Source organism: Myxococcales bacterium, assembly GCA_016712525.1.
Classification (GTDB): Bacteria; Myxococcota_A; Polyangia; order Polyangiales; family Polyangiaceae; genus JAAFHV01.
Window position 1 is genome coordinate 1,888,457 of the sequence record JADJQX010000007.1, and the last position, 23,623, is coordinate 1,912,079.

General features: G+C 70.9%; 15 protein-coding genes and 1 pseudogene. 9 read left to right on the forward strand and 7 right to left on the reverse strand.

What is annotated here, in order from left to right; translation table 11 throughout:
• Positions 1 to 25: 25 nt before the first annotated feature.
• The 4 genes from IPK71_25060 to IPK71_25075 form a co-directional block, all read right to left on the reverse strand.
• On the reverse strand, positions 26 to 679 hold the full coding sequence (locus IPK71_25060) for an HAD-IB family hydrolase (protein MBK8217008.1): 654 nt from the start codon (positions 677 to 679) through the stop codon (positions 26 to 28).
• A 6-nt stretch (positions 680 to 685) separates the two neighbouring features.
• Entirely contained in the window at positions 686 to 2,878 is a 2,193-nt protein-coding gene (locus tag IPK71_25065; protein MBK8217009.1) for a helicase, read from the reverse strand.
• 6 nt (positions 2,879 to 2,884) lie between these two features.
• Entirely contained in the window at positions 2,885 to 3,361 is a 477-nt protein-coding gene (locus IPK71_25070; protein ID MBK8217010.1) for a CPBP family intramembrane metalloprotease, read from the reverse strand.
• A 263-nt stretch (positions 3,362 to 3,624) separates the two neighbouring features.
• Positions 3,625 to 6,210 carry a serine/threonine protein kinase gene (locus tag IPK71_25075; GenBank protein MBK8217011.1) on the reverse strand — a complete coding sequence of 862 codons (2,586 nt, stop codon included), beginning with the start codon at positions 6,208 to 6,210 and terminating at the stop codon, positions 3,625 to 3,627.
• Between the two features lie 148 nt (positions 6,211 to 6,358).
• On the opposite strand from IPK71_25075, the gene IPK71_25080 reads away from it, so the two are divergent.
• Positions 6,359 to 7,012, forward strand: a complete 654-nt coding sequence (locus tag IPK71_25080) for a HAMP domain-containing histidine kinase (GenBank protein MBK8217012.1) — start codon at positions 6,359 to 6,361, stop codon at positions 7,010 to 7,012.
• A gap of 16 nt (positions 7,013 to 7,028) precedes the next feature.
• Here the strand turns inward: IPK71_25080 and IPK71_25085 are convergent, their stop codons facing one another.
• Together IPK71_25085 and IPK71_25090 are read right to left on the reverse strand one after the other, a co-directional pair.
• Positions 7,029 to 8,096 (reverse strand): hypothetical protein, encoded by a 1,068-nt coding sequence (locus tag IPK71_25085; GenBank protein ID MBK8217013.1) that lies wholly within the window; start codon positions 8,094 to 8,096, stop codon positions 7,029 to 7,031.
• Between the two features lie 108 nt (positions 8,097 to 8,204).
• Positions 8,205 to 9,599, reverse strand: a complete 1,395-nt coding sequence (locus tag IPK71_25090; protein MBK8217014.1) for an aldehyde dehydrogenase family protein — start codon at positions 9,597 to 9,599, stop codon at positions 8,205 to 8,207.
• Positions 9,600 to 9,716: 117 nt separating this feature from the next.
• Between IPK71_25090 and IPK71_25095 the strand changes: the two genes are divergently transcribed.
• From IPK71_25095 to IPK71_25105, 3 genes are all read left to right on the forward strand, one after another.
• Complete coding sequence (locus IPK71_25095; protein ID MBK8217015.1) at positions 9,717 to 10,346, forward strand: sigma-70 family RNA polymerase sigma factor; 630 nt, start codon at positions 9,717 to 9,719, stop codon at positions 10,344 to 10,346.
• On the forward strand, positions 10,343 to 11,197 hold the full coding sequence (locus IPK71_25100; protein ID MBK8217016.1) for a hypothetical protein: 855 nt from the start codon (positions 10,343 to 10,345) through the stop codon (positions 11,195 to 11,197). The genes IPK71_25095 and IPK71_25100 overlap by 4 nt, the downstream gene beginning before the upstream one ends.
• 97 nt (positions 11,198 to 11,294) lie before the next feature.
• Positions 11,295 to 12,011 (forward strand): hypothetical protein, encoded by a 717-nt coding sequence (locus tag IPK71_25105; GenBank protein ID MBK8217017.1) that lies wholly within the window; start codon positions 11,295 to 11,297, stop codon positions 12,009 to 12,011.
• Positions 12,012 to 12,019: 8 nt separating this feature from the next.
• Here the strand turns inward: IPK71_25105 and uvrA are convergent.
• Positions 12,020 to 17,393, reverse strand: a pseudogene (gene uvrA, locus IPK71_25110) (excinuclease ABC subunit UvrA).
• Between the two features lie 129 nt (positions 17,394 to 17,522).
• On the opposite strand from uvrA, the gene IPK71_25115 reads away from it, so the two are divergent.
• From IPK71_25115 to IPK71_25135, 5 genes are all read left to right on the forward strand, one after another.
• On the forward strand, positions 17,523 to 18,287 hold the full coding sequence (locus IPK71_25115; GenBank protein MBK8217018.1) for a TPM domain-containing protein: 765 nt from the start codon (positions 17,523 to 17,525) through the stop codon (positions 18,285 to 18,287).
• Between the two features lies 1 nt (position 18,288).
• Positions 18,289 to 20,358, forward strand: a complete 2,070-nt coding sequence (locus IPK71_25120) for a hypothetical protein (GenBank protein ID MBK8217019.1) — start codon at positions 18,289 to 18,291, stop codon at positions 20,356 to 20,358.
• A gap of 48 nt (positions 20,359 to 20,406) precedes the next feature.
• Positions 20,407 to 20,727, forward strand: a complete 321-nt coding sequence (locus IPK71_25125; GenBank protein MBK8217020.1) for an integration host factor subunit beta — start codon at positions 20,407 to 20,409, stop codon at positions 20,725 to 20,727.
• 152 nt (positions 20,728 to 20,879) lie between these two features.
• A complete protein-coding gene (locus IPK71_25130; GenBank protein ID MBK8217021.1) occupies positions 20,880 to 22,133 on the forward strand; it encodes a tyrosine--tRNA ligase in 1,254 nt (417 codons plus the stop codon).
• Positions 22,115 to 23,167 carry a hypothetical protein gene (locus IPK71_25135; protein ID MBK8217022.1) on the forward strand — a complete coding sequence of 351 codons (1,053 nt, stop codon included), beginning with the start codon at positions 22,115 to 22,117 and terminating at the stop codon, positions 23,165 to 23,167. The genes IPK71_25130 and IPK71_25135 overlap by 19 nt, the downstream gene beginning before the upstream one ends.
• Positions 23,168 to 23,623: the final 456 nt, after the last annotated feature.

The following is a 23,623-nucleotide window of genomic DNA, read 5'->3' on the forward strand; positions in this document are numbered from 1 at the left end:
CCCTCCCCTCCCACGCCCGCGCCGCTCACCAGCTCTCGACGCGCCAGCCCCGCTTCGCCGCCACCCGCCGGAGGCGAGGATCGGGGTTCACGCAGACCGGCACGGCGACGCGCTCGAGCAGCGGGAGGTCGGTGTACGAATCGGAATAGAAGGTCGCGTCGTCCAGCGAAAACCCGAGCTCTTTCGCGAGCTTCTCGGCTTTGGTGATCTTGCCCTCGGCGTAACAAAGAGGGTCGACGAAGCGGCCCGTGAACCGCCCGTCGCTCCCGACCTCGAGCTCGCTCGTGAGGAGGTGTGGGATGCCGAGGAGGCGCCCGAGCGGACGCGTGGCGTACTCGGAAGCGCCGGTGACGACGGCCAGCACCTCGCCTTTTTGCCGGTGCGCTTCGACAGCGCGGCGTCCCTCGTCGCACACGTGCTTCTCGACGTGGGTGCGGAACCAGTCGTCACATCGGGCGGAGAGCACGACCTCGGGCACGCCCTCGATGGCGCGGAGGGCGCGCTTGGCCACTCCGGGGGCGTCGATGATGCCGGCGGTGTACTGGAGCATCCAGTACACGACCCGCGCGACGTCGGCGAAGGTGGCCTCGCCGATCTCGCGCTGGTACCGCACGTAGAGGCTTGCGGTCTCGATGCGAACGAGGGTGCGGTCCATGTCGAAGAGGGCAGCGCGCGGCATGGGGCTCTACTTAGCACCATCGGCGCGGCGGCCGAGCCTCTCGGCGGGGCTCGTGGGGGGCGGCGAAAGGTCGCCACGAACCCACACGCCGTTCGCCTGGTAGTATCCGAAGAGGAGCGGCGAGATCCCCTTCGGGAAGGCCCTGCGAGGCGCGCACGCGACCTCGGGCTCGGCCAAACGCTCGCCCGTGGCCACGTGCAGGAGAGCCGCGCGAACCCTTCGATCTTCGGGAGCGGTGCGCGCCATGACGGTGCCGAAGCGCGTGACCACGTTCGCCCGCGCGAGGTGCGCGCGGCAGGCAGGAGAGAGGGCGGCGAGCTCGGCCTTGGCCTCCGCGCGCACGAAGGCCCCGAGCCCCTCGCGGAGGCGAAAGACGATGCCTCGAAGCGCGGCGCTCGCTCCCTCGGGGAGTGGCAGGAGGTCACGCACGAAGTACGACGCGAGATCGGCGACGAGAGCCCTCGCGCGGCGTTCGACGACGAGGCGCTCTCCCCCGCGGAGATCACGGGCCAAGGTGAGCTTGAACGCAGGCTCTGCGAGGGTTCGCCCCCGCACGAGGCGCAGCACCTCTTCCCCGTGGAGGGTCACCTCGCCCATGGGCCCGAGCTCGAAGTCGTCGAAGGAGGCCTCGTCGATCGCATGCACGATCGAACGCTCGATCGTCGGCGCCTGTCGCGCGGGCCCGACGCGGAGCTCGGCCAAGGCGGCGAAGGGGCCCGTGTGGCTCGGCGGAGGCTCGGGGACACGCTCGCGCCCCCCCCTCGACGGCGCGCGGGTCATCGGCACGACGCGGCGCTTGCCCGTCGTGACGAAGCGCGCGACGAGGGCGGCGTGGAGCGCGTCACTCAGCCGATCTTCCCACTCGGCGGCCTGCGCCGCGATCTCGGCGGGCTCCGCCACGAAGCTTTGCTTCTGAGCCACGTACGACAGGAGGCGCACATGGGCGATGCGCGCGAGCAAGGTGTCGACGTCCCCCGTCGTGTCGTCCACCCCGGCGAAGCGCGACGCGAGGAACGCGCGCGACACCGGGCCACGATCCCGGACCTCGACGAAGAGATCGAGCACGAAGGCCGCGTGCGACTCGAAGAGCAGCTTCCTGTAGTCGGGGATGGAGCACATCTCCCACAAAAGGCGCACGTCGTCCGCGGAGGTCACACGACGGCGGACCTCGGGCCGCGCGGCGAGCGACACCAAGGTGCGGAGGTCGTCGATTTCGCTCGGGGCTTGCACGAGCCACGAGGAGCGCCCCCGCTCGGCGAGGGACGCGACGAGGGCGTCGAGCGAGTCGAACGAGGGGCGCGCGCGGAACCTCGCGCGGCGAATCGAGGGCACGAGGTGCTGCTCGACGGAGCGCACGAGCCCCGTCGGGAGAGAGAGCGGCGCGAGCGTGCCGAACGTCCCGTCGGTGACGTAGCGGCCGGCGCGGCCGGCGATTTGGCTGGCTTCGGACACCTCGAGCTCGCGCACCTCGCGCCCGTCGAACTTACGGAGCTTGGCGAACGCCACGTGCCGGCAGTCGAGGTTGAGGCCCATGCCGATCGCGTCGGTCGCAACGAGCGTGTCGACCTCGCCGGCCTGGAACATCGCCACTTGAGCGTTCCGCGCCCGAGGAGAGAGCGCACCGAGCACCACGGCCGCGCCCCCGCGCACCTTCGCGCGCTCGGCGAGCTCGATCACCTCGGCCATCGAGAACGCCACGACGGCGCTCCGCGGCGGCAGCTTCTTCAGGGAGAGCGCGCCGGCGTGGGAGAGCCGCGAGAGGCGCGGGGCGTGCTCGAGCACCGCGTGCGGCACGAGCCCGAGCAGCACCTCGCGCGCCGCGAGCGAGCCGAGGAAGATCGTCTCTCTTCGGCCACGCGCGTGGAGCACACGGTCGGTGAAGACGTGCCCGCGCTCCCGGTCCTCCATGAGCTGCACCTCGTCGACCGCGACGAAGTCGACCGGGCGCTCCGTGTCCATCGCCTCGGTCGTCGAGATCCAGTACGAGGGCGCACGAGGCACGCGGCGCTCCTCCCCCGTGACGAGCGCGACCCGCTCCGCGCCCACCTTCTCGCGCACCTTGTCGTAGACCTCACGCGCGAGGAGACGGAGAGGCAGACCGATGGCGCCCGTGTCGTGCTCGAGCATCCGCAAGACGGCCCTGTGGGTCTTGCCCGTGTTCGTCGGCCCGAGGAACGCCGTGACCGTGCTTCGCTCCATGGCGGCTCAGTAGAGACCGTAGCCCTTGCCGAGGATCTCCGAGAGCAGGTTGCACATCGCGTGAAATACGATGCCGGCCCCGACGCCTCGGGTGCGCGCGCGAAGGAGGCCGAAGAGGAGCGACGGAAAGAAGACGGCGAGCCGCGCGGGCGACGGGATCGTGGCCACGTGCCCCAGCGCGAAGAGCAGGCTGGTCACGACGATCGAGAGGCCCACGTCCGCGCCGAGCACGCGCGCGCGCAGCTTCGGACCGAAGGCGAGGTCGAGGCGCGACTGAAGGTAGCCGCGGTAGAAGGCCTCTTCGGGGAGCGCGATGATGACGAGCTGCCCGAACGCCTCGTTGGCGAACGCGGCCGGGGTGAACGGGAACCGAAATACCGACGTGACGTGCCACACACGACGCCACCCGAGGGCAAACGGGACGAACACGACCAGCGCCGCCAGAAGAGCCCAACCCATCGAAACAACGACACTTTTTGCCATACGGCGGACGGGCAGGGGCCCCGGCAGCACGAGGCCTCCCAGGGCGAGCCCCGAGGCTTCGACGGTGGCGTCGTCCCGCCTCCAAACGAAGAGCCACGTCGCGAGCAAGAACACGAACCCGACCGACGTGGCCGCGAATCGCTCGGGGACGAAACGCGCCGCCAGCGTCACGAGCGCGGTCGTCCCGGCGGTGACCGCGAGCGCCTCGAGCGCCGCCGGCACGCTCGGTCCGAGCCACGGCGAACGCCCCTCCGGGCCCAAGGTCATGGGCACTGGAGGCGAGCGACGTACGACTCTTTCGAGAACGACGTGCCGCCGACGGGCTCGGCGTCCTCCCAGGCGACCCAGAGCTCACCCTTCTCGGAGCCCTGCGCGATCGACGGACGGGGATGATCCCCCGCGACGTGCCCGAAGGCCGTGAAGGGGCCCGCGCCGTCGCGCGTGACCTGCGCGACCCGCACGCGACCGGCCTCGTAGTAGGCGACGTACACCTCTCCTGCCTTGGAGGCGAAGAGGGTCGGGCGACCGCCCTTCGGGGCGAACTGCTTTCGCCACATGAGGGAGCCCTTCTCGATGTCGAGGCGGGCGATGGACGCGCTGCCGTTCTCGCCGTGCCACGCAACGAAACACCCTTCGCTCCCACAGGCCATGCTGGGCACGTCGGCCGCAGCGCGATCCTCGTTCATGAGCTGGGGGTTTCCGAGCTCACGATCGACCCTCGGGTCTTTCGAGCCCTCTTTTCGCTCTTCGAGGCCCTTCGCGAGCTCGGGGCCGTCGAGCGGGAGGCGCACGCGGTAGATGAGGTGCTTCGTGTCCCGATCGAGGCGGTAGGCCACGAAGAGCGAGTTTGCCCCGACGGCGACGGCCGGGTACCGCACGGCGGCGCTCGCCTTGGATTTCGGCGGTGCGACGTAGTCGGTGATGCGCGTCTCGGGGCTCAGCGTGTCGAGCTCGGGAGAGAGCCGCCGCACGAAGAGGTCTTCGCCCTCGTGATCGCGATCGTCTTGCCAGGCCACGAAGTAGCCCATGGGCGCGCGCTCGATCGCGGGCCAAAAGAGCCCGGGCCGGCCGGCGCCGACCAACACCGAGGGACCGGCGATGCGACCTTCGACGTCGAGCTTCCGCACACGAACGCCGGCCGCGTGGCCCTTCTGGTCCCAATAGAGGAGGACGTATTTGTCGTCGGCCGAGGTGAGCGTCGGGCGCATGACGCTCGCCGCTTCGGGGGTGAGATCGCGGACGGGGCTCGTCGTGCGACCGGACGCGTCGACCGACACCGAGTAGGCGTGGTCCCTGCCCGCTTGCTCGTGATCGTCGGTCCAGACGACGAGCGCCCCTTTGCCCTGCGCGGCGATCGTCGGGCGACCTTGGCTGCCGCCGAGGCCGGTGCGGGGCCGTCCGAGACCGAGGAGCTTGCAGGGGCCGACGGGGGCCACCTTGGTCTGCTCGACGAAGCCACGCGTCGCGGGAACGCTCGTCGTCGTGTCGAGGGCCTCTTTGAACTTCTTTTGCGCGGCAGCGAAATCCCCCGTGGCGAGGATCTTCTGGCCCTCGCGCACGTGCACGGCCCACGAGGGCTCGTCGGCGGGGGGCAGCTCGCCGGCGTCGGGCCCCGCGACTTGGGTCGTGGCGGTCGACATGACCGTCGGCACGACGACGAGGGGCTTCAGGTACCGCGCCCACACGAACGCCGCGAACGACACGGACGCGACCACGAGCGCCCCGGAGAACGCGAGGCGCGCGACGGACGTGCCCTTCTCCTCGGCCGGCGCAGGCGGCGAGTTCACCGCGGCGAGCACGTCGGCGCTCTGCGGCGGCGGCCCGTCGGGCACCGACACGTCGCGGAGCGGATCGAGTGGGAGACCGCTCCGGGTGCGCGGCGACGAGGGCGAAGGCTCCTCGCCCATGTCGTCCGGGAGGCGCGCGGTCGACGAGAGCGACGAGAGCGACGAGAGGCTCGGGTTCTCCTCGAACACGCGCGTGAGCGCCTCGGCGAGCTCCTTCGCCGTCTGGTAGCGGTTCGCCGGATCACGCTCGAGGCACTTCTTGAACCACTCGTCGAAGGCGAGCGGGAGATCCGTGCGGATGCGGGACGGCGTCGGAATCGTGCCCGTCGCGATCGACGCGAAGGTCATCGCGACGCCCTGGTCCATGTTCCAGACCGGGCGCCCGAGGAGGCACTCGTACGCCATGCAGCCGAGCGCCCAGAGATCGGACCGGTGGTCGACGTTCCCCTGCCCCTTCACCTGCTCGGGCGACATGTACGCGGGCGTCCCGAACACGGCGCCTTCGCGCGTGAGGCGCTTCGTCTTCTCGTCGGGGTTCACCGGCGCGTAGAACTTGGCGAGGCCGAAATCGAGAATCTTTACGAGCTCTTCGCCATCTTCACCCTTGGTGAGGAAGATGTTCTCCGGCTTGAGATCGCGGTGCACGATGCCCGCGGCGTGAGCCTTCGAGAGCCCCTTCGCGCAGTGCATGATGACGCGCGTCGTGGTCTCGACGTCGATGATGCGCACGCGGGCCATGCGGTCGTAGAGAGACTCGCCCTCGAGCATCTCCATCGCGATGAACGGGCGCCCGTCCTCGAGGCGACCCGAGTCGTATACGTCGACGATGTGCGGGCTCTTCACGCTCGCGGCGGCCCGCGCCTCGCGGAAGAAGCGCTCGATCACGACGTTCGACGCGGCGAGCTCGGCGGCGAGCACCTTGAGCGCCACCTTCTTGCCGAGCGAGAGCTGCTCGGCCTCGTAGACCGCGGCCATGCCACCACGCCCGACCTCACGCAGCACCCGGTACTTGCCGAGAAGCAACGTACCGTCGGGGATCTTGGACTCCAAAGGCTCGGACATAGGAGAGGCCTGCCGTGCGTGGGCGCCGCAGGTGAGCCGGAACGATACGCGGTTTTGCCTGAAAGAAGAACGCCCGATTCGCCCAATCCGCACCGAGCGAGGGTCAGGCGTTGCCGAGCGCCGGCCGTCGTGGAAGGAAGAGGTCCTCGTGAGCCCCCCCGACGACGACGAACGCCTGCGCCTCCTCGGCGAAATCGCGGCCGAAACGGCCCACGAGCTCAGAAACGCCCTCATGGCCATCGCGGCCAGCACGTTCGTCGCGAAGGCGTCCCCCGAGAAGGTGCCGGCCCAGCTCGACCGCATCGCGCGGGCCACGGCCGGCGCGCAGCGCCTCGTCGACGACATGCTCGACCTCGCGCGTGGAGAAGCGCTCGGGCGTGAAGAGCTCCCGGTGCACGCCGTGCTCGAGGCCGCTCGCGATGCGGCAGGTGAGCGCGCTGCCCACGTCGACCTCCAATGTGCGACGGACCTACGCTTCCCCCTGCACCCGAGGCTGTTCGCTCGGGCCTTGGCGGCCCTCGTCGACAACGCGATCGCCGTGGCGACGAAGGCCCCCACGGTGACCCTCCGCGCGGCCGTCGAGGGCGACCGGCTCGTCGTGGACGTGACGGACGACGGCCCCGGTGTGCCGACCGAGCTCGCGGGCAAGATCTTCGAGCCTCACGTCACCGGCCGCGCGGGAGGTACGGGGCTCGGCCTCGCGATGGCGGCGAGGATCGCGCGCGCTCACGGCGGCGACGTGAGGCTCCTCACGACGGCCCCCGAGTGCGCCCACTTTCGCTTCGACGTCGGGCGTCGCTGAGGCGCCCGAGCCCGTGTCACGGCGCGACGAAGGCGCCGATCTTCGGCAAGAGGAAGCCCGCCCAGTCGTCGCTCGAGCCGTCGTGGCCACCGGCAAGCTCGCGGTACTGCACGGGGAAACGCGCGTTCTGGAGCTTGGTGCGGTCGGTCCGGACGTTCGCGATGGCGAAGCTCGTGTCCCCGGTGCGCGCCGTGATCGCGACGTTGAGCTTCCATCCGGCCGCCGCGAGGGCCGCGTCCGTTCCGCTCCCGAAAGCCGACTGGAGGCTCGAGTTCTCGATGAGGAGCCCCGCGAAGCGCTTCGCGTTCTTCAGGGCCGTCGTGTAGGCGAGGATGCCGCCGGAAGAGTACCCGGCCATCGTGATCTTCTTCTGGTGGGCGTAGAAGCACGTGCGGACGTCGTCGAGGACGGCCAAGACCTTGGCTTCGTCTTGCGCGGCGGTCCAGCACTGCCCATCACGACCGGCGCCGACCGACACGGCGATGTACGACTGCGTGGCGCGCGAAGCCGCGGGTGCCATGGCCCAGGTGGCGAAGTTCTTCGCCGTGTCGCCGCACCCGTGCGCGCCGATCACCATCGGGTAGGCGTTCGCGGCGTTGTAGCCCGTGGGGAGGCGCACCCAGTACGCGTAGCCGCCCGTACGCGTCGTGAGCTGGAAGAAGCCCGCGGAGTCGGCCGTGTACGAGCACGTTCGCGTGGGGCGCGGCCCAGGCCCGGTCGCCGTGCCGCCACCCGCGTCGGGCGTTCCGCCGCCGCCACCGCCACCACCCCCCGCGTCGATGCCACCACCGCCACCACCGCCACCACCGCCCGCGTCGGGCGTCGTGCCCGCATCATCGCCAGGATCGTCCGTGGAGGCGTCGGCGCCGCCCGCGTCGGTGCCCTCCCCCGAAGGGGTCGAGGGGGACGCGGGCCCCGAAGGCGCAGGCGACGGCCGCCCAGCTTGCGTGGTGCCCGAGGTCTCGGAGGGGCTCTCTTCGGGGAGGGCACCTTCCCCCGAGCCGTCGACGCCTGCGTCGCTGCAGGCGACGACGAAGAGGGCGAGACCGAGAGCACCGACGACGCAGGAGGAGCCTTTTCGCACGGCGCGGAGCTTAGCGGACCTTCGCCGAAAAACCCTGACAACCCGCTAAGCTAGGGCATGATCGCTCTTACCCACGCCTACGAGGTAGGACCACGTAGGAGCACCGCGTCAAAGCGTGAGGCGGAGGTGCACGGCCTTCGGGCGCGTGAGCGTGTCGAACGCGAGCTGACTCAGCGTGAGCCCTCGGCCCGAGTCCTTCACCCCCGACCACGGCAGCGCCGGGTCGAGTGCGTCGCACCGGTTCATGTAGACGGTGCCGGCCTCGACCTCGCGGACGAACCGCTCGGCGCGCTCGAGATCCTGGGTCCAGACGCTGGCGGTGAGCCCGAGGGTCGAGTCGTTCATGCGCGCGATGGCCTCGTCGTCGGAGGCGACCTTCGCGATCGGGAGGAGCGGACCGAACGACTCCTTGTGGAAGACCTCGGCGTCGAACGGCACGTCGGCGAGTAAGGTCGCCTCGAAGAACCTGCCCTTCCCCGCGATCGACGTGGCCTTCCCGCCGTGCACGAGCTTCGCGCCGCGGCGCTTCGCGTCCTCGACGAACGCGGTGAGCTCGGCCGGGTGCCAGGGCTGCGCGATCGGGCCGAGCGTGGTGGCCGCGTCCTCGGGATCCCCGAGCACGTAAGCCCGGACGAGGGGCTCGCACGCGGCGACGAACGCGTCGTAGACCTTTTCGTGCACGTACACCCGCTCGACGGCGCAGCAGCTCTGGCCAGCGTTGTAGATGGCCCCATCGACGATCTGCTCCGCGACCTTCGCCACGTCGACGTCGGGGGCGACGTACGCCGGGTCGTTGCCCCCGAGCTCGAGCCCCACGTGGAGGAACCTGTCGGCCGCAGCCTTCTGGATGCGATGCCCGCCGAACACCGAGCCGGTGAAGAGCACGTGATCGATCCGTGCGTCGCCGACGAGGCGCTCGGTGGCCTCGTGCGTGAGGTCGAGGGACGCGACGAGGCCCTTCGGCGCTCCCGCCTTCTCGAATGCGCGCGCGAACGCGTGCCCCGTGAGCGGCGTGCGGGGCGAGTGGCGCACGACGACGGCGTTGCCCGCGAGCACCGCCGGGAAGACCGCGTTCACCGCCGTAAGGAGCGGATAGTTCCACGCGGGGAGATCGAGCACGACGCCGAGCGGCTCCTTGCGGATGCGCCGGACGAAGTTCTCCTTCGGCGGGAGCGAGACGTCGGCGAGGTGCTCCTCGGCGATGGCCATCATGTGGCGAGCGCGCCCGAGCATGCCATCGACCTCACCGCGGGCCTGACCGAGGGGCTTGCCCATCGTGCGGGTGATGTCCTTCGCGATGGCCTCTTTGTCGGCCTCGAACGCGGCGCAGGCGCGCTCGCACAGGGCTCGTCGCTCGGCGACCTGGGTCGCTCGGAGCTCTCTCGCCGCGGCGCGCGCGCCGTCGAGCACGGCGTCGACGCGGGCGGCGTCGGCGTAGGGGACCTCGCAGGCGACGTCGAGGGTGTAGGGGTTGTCGACGCGGAGGGTAGAGTCGCTGGCCATGGGGGCGGGACGATAGCAGCCTCGGTCCCGACAGCCACTGTAGGCCCATGTGCGACAATTCGACGAGGCCGGAACCGATTCGGTGATCGTTGGTGCACCGTGCGACCATCGCTGGAAGTGAGCCTGGAACTGTCGACCTCCGAGCGACACGCGAGCGAGGCCCCCGAGGGCCAGAGCGCCGCGCCGCGCCCGAGCACGCCCCCGAGCTCTCACGAACGACCCCGGACCTCCCCCGAAGATGCGCGCCTCCGCGCCATGCTGCAGGAAAACTATGCCTTCATTTGGCGTCAGCTTCGGCGCTTCGGCGTGCCGGAGTCGCGCGTGGACGACGCGGCGCAAGAGGTCTTCGTCGTAGCGTCCCAGAAGCTCGCGGCGATTCGTGAGGGCAGCGAACGGTCCTACCTCTTCGGCACGGCCCTCCGTGTGGCGTCGCAGATGCGGCGGTCGGCGGTGATGCGGCACGAGGTGGGGGTCTCGACGCCACCCGAGATGGAGGCCATCGCGTCACGCCCGGACGAGCTGCTCGATCGGGGTCGCGCGAGGGCTCTGCTCGACGCCGTGCTCGACTCCCTCGACGACGACGTGCGCGCCGTGTTCGTGCTCTACGAGATCGAGGAGCTCGAGACGAAAGACATCGCGGAGCTGTTGGGCATCCCGGCAGGCACGGTGGCTTCCCGCCTGCGGCGTGGTCGAGAGGCGTTCGAGGCGAAAGTGTCGCGCCTCTTTCCAAAAGGAGCGAGACCGTGAGCGAGCCCACACGACTTCGAGAACGAGGCGGCCCCGGGGCGCTCTTGCTCGGCGCGGCGGCCGACGACGGCCCGTCGGCCACGTCGTTCGAGCGCACGGCGCGGCGGCTCGGCGTGGCCGGGGCCGTCCTGGGCGCCACGTCGACCGTGGCCACGACGGCAGCCGGAGGGACGGCCGCGAAGGGAGCCATGGCAGGTGGGGCCATCGCAGGAGCCGCTGCGGCCACGGGCACCGCCGCGGGGACGGGGCTCGGCGCAGGCGTGGCCGCGGGCTCGGCGAGCGTGCTCGCGGCGAAGGTGGGCTTTGCCCTCGTGCTCTCCGCGGCCCTCGTGGGTGGCGTCACGATCGCCACGCGCCCCGCGGCGAAGCTCGAGAGCCCGAAAGCCGCCCCCGCGACGATCACCGCGAGCGCCGCCCCCACGACGCCGAACGCAGCGATCCCTGCTCCGAGCGGCGCTCGTGCGCCTGAAAACCCGCCCACCGAGCCACCGTTCGAGGTCGCGGTCTCGCCCGCGCCGTCTCTGCCGAGCACGGATGACACTCCTCCGAAGAAGCCCACGGCCGGAGTGAAGCCCGTGTCGCCGGATCCGCTCCACGACGAGGTGCGGTGCCTCGACGAGGCCCGCGCCAAGCTCGCGCGGGGGGACGCGTCGGGCGCGCTCGTATCGCTCGACAAGCACGATCGCGAGTTTCCGCGCGGGCTCCTCGGCGCCGAGGCCGACGTGCTCCGCGTCGAGGCGCTCGTCAAGGCGGGGCGAGGCGACGAGGCGCGCGCGAGGGGTGAGAGGCTGCTCGCGCGCGAGCCCAACGGCCCCCACGCGAAGCGCCTCCGGACTCTCCTCGGGCTCTGAGCGCGAGGGTCTCCCGCGCCGGCGAGATTCGTCACCCCCGCGTACGAATTCATGATCGTGGCCCCGCCTCGCCACCATCACCTAACGAACGGGAGACATGACCATGAAAGCTTCGACCTTCGCTTCGATGATCCTCACCTTCGGAATGCTCGTGGCCTGCGGCGGCGCCGTGTCGCTCGGCCAGAACAACGGCCAGCTCCAGAAAGGTGAAAAATGCACGACGTGCACGGGCGGCGCGCCCGCGGACGCCAAACAATGCGCCGACGGGACCGCCATCGGGCGCGATTGCCTCTCCAACGGAGACGGCACGTGCGGCTACGAGTTCCCCGCGTGCCCCGGGGACACCCCCGCCGGCTCGCCGGGCTCGAAGTGCGGCACGTGCACGGGCCCCGTCCAGGAGGACGCCCGCCAGTGCCCCGACGGGACGAGCTTCGGCCGCGAGTGTCTCTACCGCGCCGACGGGACGTGCGGCTACGACTTCCCCGCCTGCCCCGGGGAGGCGCCGAACTGCCGCGCTCCGGGCGCGTGTGGCAACGGCGGCGTACCGACCATCGCGAAGGAGTGCCCCGACGGGACGGCCGTCGGATACACGTGCAATCTGCAAGCGAACGGCACCTGCGGCTACAGCTTCGCCTGCCCCGGTGACGCCTGCCAGGCCGCCGAGTGCACGGGGCCCGCTCCGGGTGCACCGAGCGTCGTCTGCCCGGACGGGAGCAAGGGCGGCGCGCTCTGCTCCCGCAACAAGGCAGGGACGTGCGGATGGACGTTCCGCGAGTGCCCCGCGATCGACGCGGGCTCGCCCGACGCTCGCTGACGTCCACCTCACGCGGGGGCGCGGCGGGCCTTCTTGGCGCCCCGGCCCTCGCGCCCCTCTTCTTCTTTTCGCAGCACGAGACCGGTCGCGGTGTCGGCCCGCGCGAGATCTTGCGGGGTGCCCTCGAACACGAGGGTGCCCCCGTGCTCACCCGCCTCGGGGCCGAGCTCGGCGACCCAATCGGCGGCGCGGATGACGTCCGGGTGGTGCTCGATGACCACGAGCGTGTCGCCGCGCGCGACGAGCTTCTCGAACGTCGCGAGCAGCTTCGCGACGTCGGCCACGTGGAGGCCCGTCGTTGGCTCGTCGAGCACGTAGAGGGTGGGCGCGTGGCTCGCGCCGGCCGTGAGCTCGGCCGCGAGCTTGAGCCGCTGCGCCTCGCCCCCCGAGAGCGTGTTCGAGCCCTGGCCGATCGTGAGGTACCCGAGCCCGAGCTCGTCGAGCGTGGCGAGAGGGCGCGCGATCTTGGGGAACGGCGCGAACACCTGGGCGGCCTCGTGGGCCGGGAGGCGCAGCACCTCCCCGATCGAGAGACCGCGGTACCGGACGTCGAGCGTCGAGGGCTCGAACCGGAGGCCGAAGCACGCCTCGCAGGGGCTTGCGATGTCGGGCAAAAACGACATCTCGTGCACGATGACACCTTGGCCTTCGCACGCGGGGCACCGCCCCGAGGACGCGCTGTTGAACGAAAAGCGCCCGGCCGAGAACCCGCGTGTCTTGGCGTCCGGGAGCGACGCGAACAGCTTGCGCACATCGTCCCACACACCGAGGAACGTCGCGGGGACCGAGCGCGGCGTGCGCCCGATCGGCGCCTGATCGACGGCGACCGCGCGGCTCAGCGCATCGGCCCCCGAGAGCTTCGAGAAGGCGAGCGCGGGCTCCGCGACGAGGCCGAGCGCCTTACGGACGGCAGGGAAAAAGACCCGTGACACGAGCGTCGACTTGCCCGACCCGCTCACCCCCGACACGACCGTGAGCCGCCCGACCGGGACGCGGAAGCGGACGTCCTTCAAGTTGTGCGCGCGGGCGCCGACGAGCGTGACGAAGGCCGTGGGCTTCGGCCTCTCGGGCCGGGTCGCGACGACGCCCGCCGCGAGGGCGCGCGCCGTGGGCGAGGTGCGCGACGAGAGGACCTTCTTCGCGGGGCCTTCGGCCATGATGCGGCCCCCGCCTGCTCCCCCTTCGGGGCCCATGTCGACGACGTGATCGGCGGCCCGGATGACGGCCTCGTCGTGCTCCACCACGAGCACCGTCGACCCCGTCGCGACGAGACGTCGCAGGTTCTCGAGCAGCCGATGCGTGTCGCGGGGGTGAAGGCCAATGGTGGGCTCGTCGAGCACGTAGAGCGCTCCGGTGAGCCCCGCGCCGAGCTGCGCCGAGAGCCGGAGCCGCTGCATCTCGCCGCCCGAGAGCGTCGGGGCGGGCCGGTCGAGCGCGAGGTAGCCGAGGCCGACCTCGTCGGCGAACGCGAGGCGGCGTGAGAGCTCGGCGACCACGGCGTGGGCGAGCGCGTGGCTCCGGCCCTCGAAGCGCGCGCCATCCACGATGCGCCGCACGCTCGAGATGCTCCGTGACGTGAGGGCCGCATACGTCTCGCCGAAGAGGCGGACGCCCCGAGGGACCTTCGAGAGGCGGGAGCCCTCGCAGGCACGGCACGGCTTCGTTTTCCCTGCATCGACGGCGACGGGACCTCCCTCGACGCCGGTGCCCTCGCACGACTCGCAGCGCCCCTGCGCCGTGTTGAACGAGAACCAACGTGGGTCGAGCTCCGGGACGCCCTCCCCGCACGCACCGCAGGCGCGGGTGGTCGAGAGGAACGACTCCCCGGGCCTCGCCTTCCCGGACGGCTTGCCCTCGGCGACCTTGAGCGCGCCCCGTCCCAGGGTGAGGTAGGTGTCGAACGACGCGCGAGCGAGCGCCTTCCCCGCGCCGAAATGCACGATGAGATCGACCGAGTGCTCCTTGGCCTTGTCGAGCGCGGGAGGAGGATCGACCGGCACGATCGCGCCGTCCACGCGGGCCGCAGACACGCCCGCGCGCGCCGCGTGCACGAACACCTCGCGGTGGAGGCCCTTGCGCGCCGTGACGGCGGGCGCGTAGACCGTGAGCTCCGCGCGAGGATCGGAGGACACCTGAGCGAAGAGCTCGTCGGCCGACCGCACCTCGACCCGCGCGCCGCAGCTCGGGCAGTGGACGTCCCCCACCTTCGCGTACAAGAGGCGCAGGTAGTGAGCGATCTCCGTGACGGTGGCGACCGTGGAGCTTACGCCTCCTCGGCTCGTGCGCTGCTCGAGGGCGATAGACGGAGGCACACCCACGACCGCGTCGACGTCGGCCCGCGGGAGGGTCGGGAGGAACTGGCGCGCGTACGGGGTGAGCGTCTCCATGAAGCGGCGCTGCCCCTCGGCGAACACCACGTCGAACGCGAGCGACGACTTGCCGGAGCCGCTGGGGCCCGTGACGACCGTGAGCGCGCCGTGCGGGATGCGGCACGAGACGTCCTTGAGGGTGTGCTCGCGCGCCCCCGACACGTCGATGGAGAGGGGCCCGCGAGGGAGCTCGGGGCGCTTACCGCGAGCCACTTTCTCTTTTACAATCGTAGACTTGGACATACGCAAGGCCTGGCCCGTGCGCGTGTCGGTCTCGGCGATCGCGGCGGGGCTCCCCTCGGCGACGACGAGGCCTCCATCGGGCCCACCGTCGGGCCCGAGGTCGATCACGTGGTCGCACCCGCGCACGAGATCGAGGTCGTGCTCGACGACGAGCACGGTCGCGCCCCGCTCGACGAGGCCGCGCAGCGCCGCGAGCACCTTGGCCACGTCCTCGCCGTGGAGGCCCGCGGAGGGCTCGTCGACGACGTAGAGGGTGCCCTTCTGCGGACCGGACAGCGCACGGGCGAGCTTGAGGCGCTGCGCTTCCCCGCCCGACAGCGTCGAGAGCGGCTGGCCGAGCGGAACGTAGCCGAGGCCGACCTCGACGAGCGGGTCGAGCGCGCGCGCGAGCACGTAGTCCCGATCGCCGGGTCGATCCAAGAACGCCCGCGCCTCGGCGACGGACATCTCGAGCACGTCGGCGACCGATCTCCCGTCGAGCCGTACGTCGAGCACCTCGGGACGGAACCGCTTGCCGCGGCACACCGGACAAAGCAGCGAGACGTCGGACAGAAATTGCATCTCGACCGTCTCGAAGCCCTCGCCCGAGCACGCCTCGCAGCGCCCCGCCAGCCACGTTGAACGAGAAGTGGGCCTCGGCGAGCCCGAGGCGCTTCGCGTCGGGGAGCGCGGCGAAGCGGGCGCGCACACGATCCCAGGCCTTCGTGTAGGTCGCGGCGTTCCCGCGCGCGGTGCGCCCAAGAGGAGACTGATCGACGAGCACGACCCGCTCGAAGCTCGAGGCCCCCTCGAGCTTCGTGTGCGCGAGGGGCCGAGGGACGCTCGTGTCCCCGAGCGCGCGCGCGACGGCGCGGTAGATGACGTCCTCCGCGAGCGTGGACTTGCCCGAGCCACTCGGGCCGGTCAGGGCCACGAGCTGCCCCACCGGCACCACGCACGTCACGTCACGCAGGTTGTTTCCTCGAGCGCCGACGACCCGCAGCTCACCACGGGGGCGTGGCGTCACGCGGGGCAGAGGACGCGACGACCACGCGCGAGCGGTCGGGAGATCACGGCGACGCGCGAGCTCACCCGGGGTCCCGTCGAAGAGCACCACACCTCCCTCGCGCCCCGCCCCCGGGCCGAGCTCGACGACGCGATCGGCCGCCTCCACGGTCGTCCGATCGTGCTCGACGAAGAGCACCGTGTTTCCTGCATCGGCGAGGCAACGCATCGCCTTCGCGAGGCGAGGCACGTCGGTCGGGTGGAGGCCTACGGTGGGCTCGTCGAGCACGAAGAGCGCGCCCGTGAGGGACGCCCCGAGGGCCGTCGTGAGCCCCGCGCGCTGCGCCTCGCCCCCCGAGAGCGTGCGCGCTTGGCGGTCGAGCGAGAGGTACCCGAGGCCGACGTCGCGGAGGTAGCCGAGGCGCGCGAGGAGCTCTCCTCGTACCCGCTTTCCCTGCGGATCGTCCGGGTCGAAGGCCGAGAGCACCTCGTGGGCGCGGGAGACCGTGAGCGCATGGAGATCGGCGAGCGAGAGCCCCGCGACGCGGTACGAGAGCGCCTTCGCCGAGAGGCGCGCGCCGCCACAGTCGCGGCAAGGGACGTAGTCCCGGTACCGCGCGAGGAAGACGCGCACGTGCATCTTGTACGTCTTCGTCTCGAGCCACGAGAACCACCGTCGCACCCCGGGGAACTTGCCGTCGTCCCAGTGGCCCTCGCCCTCGACGATGAGCTCGCGCTGCGCGTCGGTGAGCTCGCGGAAGGGGACGTCGGTGGGGATCTTCCGACGCTTGCAGAACGCAAGCATCTCGCGCCGCTCCCAGTCGGCGCTCTTGCCCGACCACGCCTTCACCGCGCCCTTCGCGAGGGATTTTTCCGGATCCGGGAAGACCTTGTCCCAGTCCACGGCGATCGTGCGACCGAAGCCCTTGCAGGTCGGGCAGGCTCCGAGCGGCGAATTGTACGAGAAGAGGGCGGGACGTGGCGGCTCGAATCCTTTCGCGCACACGGGGCACACGAGGCCGCGCCCGACGACGAGCGTCCGCGTGCGCGGGCCGTCCCCCGGCGAGGGAAGCTCGGCCACGACCTCGGCCGTGCCTGAGCCCTCGCCCCACGCCGCCTCGAGCGCCTGCTGCAACCTTCGGACGTCGCGGGGACCGAGCACGAGCCGGTCGACCACCACGCCGACCCTCACGTCCTTCGCGGTGGCCTCGCTCGGGCGAACCTCGTCGATGTCGCGGAGCACGCCGGCGACGGAGAGCCTACGATAGCCCTTCTTTACGAGCGACTCACGAAGCGTAAGGAACGCTTCCGTATCGGAGACCCGGACGGGATAGCTGACGACGGCGCGCGCACCTTCATTTTGCGCGGCGAGGGCCTCGGCCGCCGAGGTCGCGCGCGCGTGCACCGCCGCGACGCCGTGGTCGGGGCAAAACGGTACGGCCGACGCTCCGAAGAGCGCGGCCACGTACGCCTCGAGGTCGGCCAGCGTCGCGAGCGTGGAGCGGCTCGACTTGACGGGGGCGCGACGGTCGACGGCGACCCCTGCGGCCACCGGCTCCAGCGAGTCGAAGGGCGCTCGCTCGAGGCGCTCCAAGAACTGGCGCGCGTAAGGGCTGAAGCTCTCGACGAAGCGACGTTGCCCCTCGGCGTAGAGCGTATCGATGGCGAGCGACGATTTTCCCGCGCCGCTCGGTCCCGTCAGCGCGACGAGCGTGCCGGGCGCGAGGTCGAGGTCGACGCCCCGGAGGTTGTGGGTCTTCGCGCCGCGGAGGACGATGGGGAGCATCGCGAGAGGGGATGCCGGAAGCGGCACCTTCCTCGCAAGGAAAATGGCCGGCGTGCCTCTCGAGACAAACTCGGCAGAGCTCCGTGTGTGCGAATGGACGAAACCACGGGGGCTTGGTACGTGCACGGAGTGACATCCGCTCGTCTCGGCCGGAAGGCACGGGCCTTCCTCGCATCGCTCTTCCTCACGCTCCTGTGGGTCTTTCCGGCGCTCGCCGCGTACACGCCCCCACCCCTCGTCGGGCACGTGGTCGATGTGCCTGGGCTCCTGTCGGGCGCCGAGCGCGCGAGCCTCGACCGCAAGCTCGATCAGGCCCGAAAAACGCGCGGTTACGCGGTCGTCGTGCTCGTCGCAGGGCCGCTCGAGGGCACGCCCATCGAGGACGTCGCGTACGACACGTTCAACACGTGGGGCGTAGGGGAGAAAGGCAAAGACGACGGGGTCCTCCTCGTCGTCGCGCCGCACGATCGCAAGATCCGCATCGAGACCGGCAAGGGGGTCGGGGGAGCCCTCCCCGACCTCGCCGTGAGCCGCATCAACCGCGAGATCATCGGCCCCGGCCTCGCCAGCGGAGATACCTACGGCGCCCTGGATCGCGGCACGGACGCGATCCTCGCCGAGCTCGCCAAAGAAGCCCCCCAGAAGCCCGCCGCGAAGAAGCCGAAGCTCGACGACAGGATCGTCCTGGGCGGCATCGTGGCGGTGCTCGTCGTGATCGTCTTCCTCGCGATCGTGTCGCGCACGTTCCGCACCGGTCTCTTCGCGTTCTTGCGGATCTTCGGCTTCATCCTCGACATCCTCGGGGCCTTCGGCGGGGGCGGCGGCGGCGGGGGATCGAGCTACCGAGGCGGCGGGGGGAGCTCGGGCGGCGGCGGCTCCAGCGACGACTACTGAAGTGACGGTCGCGCTCGTCGACGTCATCGGGCGGTGGGGCATCCCCGCGGACGGAATGGGTGCGTTGGGCCTCGCGCTGGGGATAGGTGTCCTGCCCTTCGTCGCCCTTGGCCCTGCGCGTGTGCGTGCGACGGCGGCGCTCGTGGGGCGGGAGCCGCGTGCGTTCGGGTGGCTCCTCGCGACGTCGGCCGCGCTCGGGTCCCTCGCGTACGTGGCGTTCATCCTCCGGGGCGGTCCCCGGATCGTCGACGCGACGACCTACTTTTTCGAAGCGCGGAGCTTCGCCCAAGGCTCGTTCTGGGCCGACGCGGGCTTCCCGAGCGCCAGCACACGCGGTCGATTCCTGCTCTACGACGCGGAGCAGAACCGCATCGCGGGGCTCTTCCCACCGGGGTACCCCGCGCTGCTCGCCGTCGCCGTACGGCTCGGCGCTCCCCTCGCGCTCGGCCCGGTCCTCGCGGCGCTCTTGGCCCTCGCGACGGTCAGGCTCGTGCGGCTCGTCGCGGATGACGCAGGGCTCGAAGGCGCGCACGCCGAGCTCGTCGCGCGGGCGGCGGGGCTCCTCTCGGTCGTCTGCGCGGTGCTCCGCTACCACACGGCAGATACGATGTCGCACGGTGTGTGCGCGCTCTACGTGGCCGTTGGACTGGGCTCGGCGATCCGCGCACGAAAGGAGCCGACCCGCCTCGATGCGCTCGTCGTCGGGCTCTGCCTCGGAGGTCTCGCCGCGACACGCCCGGTGTCGGCCCTGCCGTTCGCGGCGACGGTCGCCTCTCTCCTTTTCGATCGACGCGCTCGAGCGCTCGTGTGGATCCCCGTGGGCGCGCTCCCCGGGCTCGTGCTCCTCGCGGCGTGGCAGCGCTCCCTCACGGGCAGCGCGCTCGGCTCACCTCAGCTCGTCTACTACGCCGTGAGCGACGGGCCGCCAGGGTGCTTTCGGTACGGCTTCGGTCGGGACGTCGGGTGCCTCTTCGAGCACGGCGACTTCGTGCGGCACGCGCTCCCACGCGGCTACGATCTCGTCGCGGCGCTCGGGACGACGGGGCGCCGCTTGAAGATGCACCTCACCGACGCGACGAACCTCGAGGTCGGCGTCGTCCTCGTCCTCGTCGGCATCGCGCGGCATCGCACCTCGCGGAGCGTGCGCGCCCTCGGGCTCGCGATAGCGCTTCAAATCCTCGCGTACGCGCCCTTCTATTTCGATGGGAACTACCCGGGCGGTGGGGCGCGCTTCTTCGCCGACGTCCTCCCGCTCGAGCACACGCTCGTCGTGCTGGCCTTGGCCTCGGCGGCGCCGCGAGCGTCCGAGATCGATGCGACGGCGCGGGGGCTCGCGCTCCTCTTCGTGTCGGCGGCCCTCGGCGTCGCGTTCCACGTGAGCCACGATCATCGCGCCCTCCGCGATCGCGAGGGTGGCGCGCCGTTCTTCCTTCCCGACGCGCTGGCGGAGGCCCACGTCGACCTCGGCCTCGTGTTCGTCGACACGGACCACGGCTTCTCTCTCGGTCACGAGCCTTCGGCCGACGTCCGCATCGCGAGGCTCCGCGGAGACGATCACGACTGGCTCCTCTTCGACGGCCTCGGGCGACCGCCGACCTACCGCTACCGGCAAGGTCCCGAGCTGCCCCTCGTCGCGCCCTGGGCCCCCGCCGAGCCGGGCCCAGCGCTCCGTTTCGAGGCCGAGGCCGACTGGCCTCCCCTCGCTCAGTCCGGCGGCTACGCGATCCCGATCCACTCGACGCCCGACACCTCGGGTGGGCGTGTGCTCTCGCTCGTGCCGACGACCGCCGAAGCGACGGCCGACATCGCCGTTCCTTGGCCCAAGGACGCGTGCATCGACGTGGTCGCGAGGGTGCGGGCCGCGGCCGAGACGAAGGGGAGCGTCGCGATCGCGGGCGCCGTGGCCGACGTCCGCGGCAAGGGCGAGCTCGAGGACCTCCCCCCGCTCCGCGTGAGCGTCCGGCGCGGCGAGACGAGGCTCACCCTTCGCACGTCGGGGGGCCCGCTCGAGCTCGACCGGCTGACGGTCGCCCCCTGCCCCATCGAAAGCCTAGGAACATCGAGCCCTTGACGAACGAAGGTCGCCTAGGCTTAGCTTGGCATTCGGAGGGACCTCGAGATGACCAAGAGTGAGCTGATCGACGCACTCGCGACGCGAAGCGACCTGACCAAGGCGCGGGCCGAGCTCGTCGTCAACTGCGTGTTCGACTCGATGACCGAAGCGCTGCAGAAGGGCGAAGGGATCGAGATCCGAGGATTCGGGAGCTTCACCGTGCGCCCGTACAAGGCCTACTCGGGCCGGAACCCGCGCACCGGCGAGCCCGTCCCGGTCCCCCCGAAGCGCCTCCCGTTCTTCAAGGTCGGCAAGGATCTCAAAGAGATCGTCAACGGCAGCCGCCACCTCGCCATCACCGGCGGCGACGACGGCGACGACGACTGAGCGCGAGCGGCTGCCGCGACCGCCTTGGTGAGGAAAGAGGCTGGCGACCGTGGGTCGTCGGCCTCTCCGTGCGCGTGGCGGCGTCGTTTTCCGGGCCACGGCGCGTGTGGGTGCTCCCCGCCGCCGCCCGGCGTGAGCTATAGAGTCGCGTCATGCCGAGTTTCGCCCCCGTCGCCGAACAGCTCGCCCTCCTCACGCGGGGCATCGTCGATCTGCACGTCGCCAAAGAGCTGGAAGAGCGCCTCGAAGAGTCCCGAAGCTCGGGCCGCCCGCTGCGTGTCAAGGTAGGTTTCGACCCGACACGCCCCGACCTCCACCTCGGGCACGCGGTGGTCATGGAAAAGATGCGTCAGTTCCAGCAGCTCGGCCACGAGGTCGTGCTGCTGGTGGGCGACTTCACGGCGATGGTCGGCGATCCGACGGGCCAGAACGATCTGCGCCCACGCCTCACCCGGGCCGAGGTCGACCTCGCCGCCGAGACGTACACGGAGCAGGCATTCCGAATCCTCGACCGGCAGAAGACGGTCGTGCGCCGCAACTCCGAGTGGCTCGACGCCCTCCGCGCGACCGACCTCGTCGAGCTCATGGCGAAGACCACGGTGTCGCGCATGCTCGAGCGAAACGACTTCGCCAAGCGGTTCGCCGAAGAGCGCCCCATCTATCAGCACGAGTTTCTCTACCCGCTGCTCCAAGGGTACGACTCGGTCGCCCTCGAGTGCGACGTCGAGATCGGCGGCACCGACCAGCTCTTCAACCTGCTCGTGGGCCGAGACATCATGCCTCGCTACGGCAAGCGCGCGCAGATCGTCATGACGACGCCCCTCCTCGAGGGAACCGACGCGAAGGTCGAAGGCGGGCGCGTGGTCGGGAAGAAGATGTCGAAGAGCGCGGGGAACTACATCGGCCTCCAAGAAGAGCCGCTCACGTTCTTCCGCAAGGTGATGCAGATCGACGACGACGTGATCTTCCGTTACTTCGAGCTCCTGTCGGCGCGAACGAACGCGGAGATCGCCGAGCTCCGCGAGGCCCGCAAGGCCGGCACGACGAGCCCCCAAGAGGTCAAGGCGCTCTTCGCGCGCGAGGCCATCACGAGGCTCTTCGACGCGGACGCGGCCACGAAGGCCGAGGCCGAGTTCAAGAAGATCTACTCGGCGGACGCCGTGCCGGACGACGTGCAAGAGCACACCTTCGCGGTCGAAGGCGCGACGCTCTGGATCGCGAAGGCGCTCGCGCTCGCGGGGCTCGTGAAGTCGAGCGGCGAAGGCAAGCGCCTCGTCGAGCAAGGCGGCGTCGAGCTCGACAAGGCGCGCGTCACCGACGGGCAGCTCCAGCTCGAGAAGGGCAAACGTTACCTCCTCCGCGTGGGCTCGAAGAACCGGCGGTTCGCGTGGGTCACCGTCGCGTGAGCCCTCCCCGCGACGAGGGCCGCCTTCCGCGAAGAGCCCTCCTCGCGCTGCCGCTCCTCGCGGCGTGCGGCGGGCTACCCCCCAAGCCCGCCGCGCCGTCGGCTGCCCCCATGCCGCTCCACCTCGAGCCGCTCGCCGACCTCGTGAAGGCCCCGTCGCTCGTGTGGATGCTGGAGCTCTCGCCGAAGGTGGCGTTCGCCGACGACACGCTGCTCGCTGGCGTCCATAGGGTCGTCTCCGACGAACGTTTCCGGAGGTTCGCGGCGGAGAACGGCGGCGTCGATCCCCGGTCGCTCGCGGAGCTCGTGATCGCGCGCTACCCCGACGCGACGCTCACCCTCGGGCGCGGCACGATCGATCCTGCGGCGCTCGAGCGAGCGTTCACGCGGAGAGCGACGCGCATCGACGGCCGCGCCATCGACGTGGCCTCTCCGCCCGTGGTCCGGCTCTTCGGCGACGGAGCGAAGGAGCGCGTTCAGATGTGCACCTTCGGGCGCGAGGCGTTCGCGCTCGAAGAAGGGCGCTTCGGTCCGCTCCGGGTCGCGGCCGCCTATGCCGAGGGAAAGCTAAAAAAGGCGAAGCCAGCCCTCCGCGCCGAGCCGCTCGCGCGCGCCGTGGGCCTCTTGGGTGAGGGGTCGGTCGCGCGATTCTTCGCGTCGGGACCCTTCGAAGGAGAGTGGTCCGCCGCGCTCGGGGGCCTACTCCGAGCGGCCACGGGCGTCGCGGTCGGGGCGAGGACGACCCGCCACCCCGCGGCGAAGGGGGGGCTCGTCGTCACGGCGGTCGTGCTGGGCGAGTACGGGCACGCCCAAGAAGACGCGGCGCGCAGGCTCGGCGCCACGCTCGACGTCCTCCTCGCCAAGAATCCCTTCGGCCGGATGCTCGGCCTCCACGAGCCCCTCGAAGCGCCGCGTGTCGACCCGGTCCCGGGCGGCCTCTCGGTCGTCGCCACGTTCGACACCGACCGCGCGGCGAAGGGGCTCCACGCCGTGCTCGACGCCGAAATCGACGAAATCGTCGGCAGCCTGCGATGACCGAGGGCGGCGCTACGTTTTCCACAAAAACCGAATCATTTCGCGATTTTACAATACATGCAATCTACCCATCCCCCTTGACTCCGGGTTGCATGGTGTGGTAGCCCCCGGCCTCTCAACCCTGATGGCCCAGACGAAAAAAGCAGCCCCCTCCGCCCGCCCCGCCAAACCTGCGAAGGCGAAGGCGAGCTCCAAGAAGCCGTCCGACGCCACCAAGGCCGCGGCGAAGAAGCCGGCGCGCGCGCCCGAGAAGGCCGAGGCCACGAAGAAGGCCACGAAGGCAGCGCCGGCGAAGAAACCCGAGGCGAAGAAGCCCACGAAAGACGCGGCCAAGCCCGCGGTCAAAGAGGCGCCGAAGGTCGTCCCGCCGTCCCGCGAGTCGAAGGCGAAACCCTCGTCGAGAGACGTGAGCCTCGCTGCCGCCTCCTCCAAGGACGTCGCCAAGGCCGCCGCCTC

What these genes read in the sequence shown, in the direction of transcription:
- IPK71_25060 (MBK8217008.1), bottom strand. Translation starts at nt 679, where the DNA reads ATGCCGCGCGCTGCCCTCTTCGACATGGACCGCACCCTCGTTCGCATC.
- IPK71_25065 (MBK8217009.1), bottom strand. Translation starts at nt 2,878, where the DNA reads ATGGAGCGAAGCACGGTCACGGCGTTCCTCGGGCCGACGAACACGGGC.
- IPK71_25070 (MBK8217010.1), bottom strand. Translation starts at nt 3,361, where the DNA reads ATGGCAAAAAGTGTCGTTGTTTCGATGGGTTGGGCTCTTCTGGCGGCG.
- IPK71_25075 (MBK8217011.1), bottom strand. Translation starts at nt 6,210, where the DNA reads ATGTCCGAGCCTTTGGAGTCCAAGATCCCCGACGGTACGTTGCTTCTC.
- IPK71_25090 (MBK8217014.1), bottom strand. Translation starts at nt 9,599, where the DNA reads ATGGCCAGCGACTCTACCCTCCGCGTCGACAACCCCTACACCCTCGAC.
- IPK71_25105 (MBK8217017.1), top strand. Translation starts at nt 11,295, where the DNA reads ATGACCATGAAAGCTTCGACCTTCGCTTCGATGATCCTCACCTTCGGA.
- IPK71_25125 (MBK8217020.1), top strand. Translation starts at nt 20,407, where the DNA reads ATGACCAAGAGTGAGCTGATCGACGCACTCGCGACGCGAAGCGACCTG.
- IPK71_25130 (MBK8217021.1), top strand. Translation starts at nt 20,880, where the DNA reads ATGCCGAGTTTCGCCCCCGTCGCCGAACAGCTCGCCCTCCTCACGCGG.